1 protein-coding gene is annotated in these 1761 nt (G+C 73.3%); it reads right to left on the bottom strand.

Going from position 1 to position 1761, the window contains the following annotated elements:
* The coding region (locus tag D7V97_RS42830) for a non-ribosomal peptide synthetase (RefSeq protein ID WP_233583614.1) at positions 1–1720 on the bottom strand (1720 nt) is incomplete at its 3' end.
* Positions 1721–1761: the final 41 nt, after the last annotated feature.

The raw sequence follows: 1761 nt of genomic DNA, 5'->3' as shown, positions 1-1761 counted from the left end.
GCCGGGCCGCGAGCTGGGCGACCGTGGGCGACTGGAGCACCGCGCTCAGTTCGAGCTGCGCGCCCAGCATGCGGCGCACCCGGGCCACCAGCTGGGTGGCGAACAGCGAATGCCCTCCCAGTTCAAACAGGTTGTCATGCCGCCCCACCCGCTCCATCCCGAGCAGCGCCGCCGCGATGGCCGCCAGGGCCTCTTCCCCGGGGGACTCCGGCGGCTGGTAGCCGGTGCGCTCCGTCCGTGGGGGTCGGGGCAGCCGGGCCCGGTCCACCTTGCCGCTCGGGTTCAGCGGCCACGCGTCCACCACGACAATCACATCCGGCACCAGATAGCCGGGCAGCCGGCGGCGGAGCTCCGCGCGGACCGCCTCCCCCGACAGCACCGCTCCGGCGTCTGGCATGACATAGCCGAGCAGGCGCTCACCCGTGCCGTCCTTCAGGGCGACCGCATCCCGCACCTCGGGCAGCGCCGCCAGGGCCGCCTCCACCTGCCCCAGCTCGATGCGTGCGCCACGGATCTTCACCTGGTCGTCGCGCCGGCCGAGGAACTCCAGCGAGCCGTCCGGCAGCCACCTGCCCGCGTCACCGCTGCGGTACAGGCGGCTCCCCGGCTTCGCGCTGAACGGATCCGGAATGAACCGCTCGGCGGTGAGGGTCGGCCGTCCCAGATACCCGCGCCCGACCCCTTCGCCTCCGATGCACAGCTCCCCCGGGGTTCCGTCCGGAACGGGGCGCAGGTGCTCGTCCAGGATGACCACGTGGGAGTTGGAGAGGGGCCGGCCAATGGGCACGCGCTCACCGTCCACCGCGCCCACCGTCTGGAGCGTGCTGGCCACTGTCACCTCCGTCGGGCCGTAGCCGTTGACGAAGCGGTGGTGCGCGCCCCACTGCCGGGCCGTCTCCGGCAGGCACACGTCCCCGGTGCTCATCAGCACCTGGAGGTCGGGGAACCGGCCCGGTTGCAGCGTGCGCAGGACCGTCGCGGGCAGCACCGCGTGGGTGATGCGCCGGCCCACCAACACCTGGGCCAGCGGCTCCCCGGAGATGAGCGACGCCTCGATCGTCTCCAGCCGACCGCCGTTGGGCAGCGCCATCAGCATGTCGAACAGGGATGCGTCGAAGGACGGGTGGAAGAACTGCAGCACCCGCGTGTCCGGCCCCAGCGCGCCCAGGAAATCCCGCTGGGCATGCATGAGATTGGAGACCCCGCGATGCTCGATCATCACCAGCTTGGGCTCACCGGTCGAACCGGAGGTGCAGATGATGTACGCGAGGTCCTCCGGAGCGAGCACCGCATCCTCGGCCTCCGGCGCGACGGAGCCCGCGTCGGCGCCCAGGTCGAGGAAGGGCACGCCCGGCACCGCGTGGGTTTCCGACAGGCCCACCACCAGCACCGCGCCAGCCCTCCGGACGACGTCCTGCCGCCAGACCACCGGATGCGCCGGGGCCAGCGGCAGGTACGCCGCGCCGACCCGCCAGACAGCGAGCGCCAGTTCGATGAAGGCGGGGCCCCGGTCCAGCACCACCGCGACCACATCCCCTCGCCCGAGGCCCCGGGCCCGCAGGCGTCCGGCCAGGTCGCGGGTGCGCTCGTGCAGTCGCGCGTACGTCACGACGACGGATCCGTCCGAGATCGCGACGCGGTCGGCGTGCTGCCGCGACCGCGCGTCGATGACGTCCACCACCGACCGCCACGCGCCATGGTCGACCCGGCTGTCCCGCATGCGGGAAGCCCCGCGCGCACCGTCCGGGAGCCCCAGCGGGG

It is taken from the genome of Corallococcus sp. CA053C (assembly GCF_003611675.1).
GTDB lineage: Bacteria > Myxococcota > Myxococcia > Myxococcales > Myxococcaceae > Corallococcus.
The sequence above is the reverse complement of the archived record's forward strand: the minus strand, read 5'-3'. Positions and strand labels throughout refer to the sequence as shown.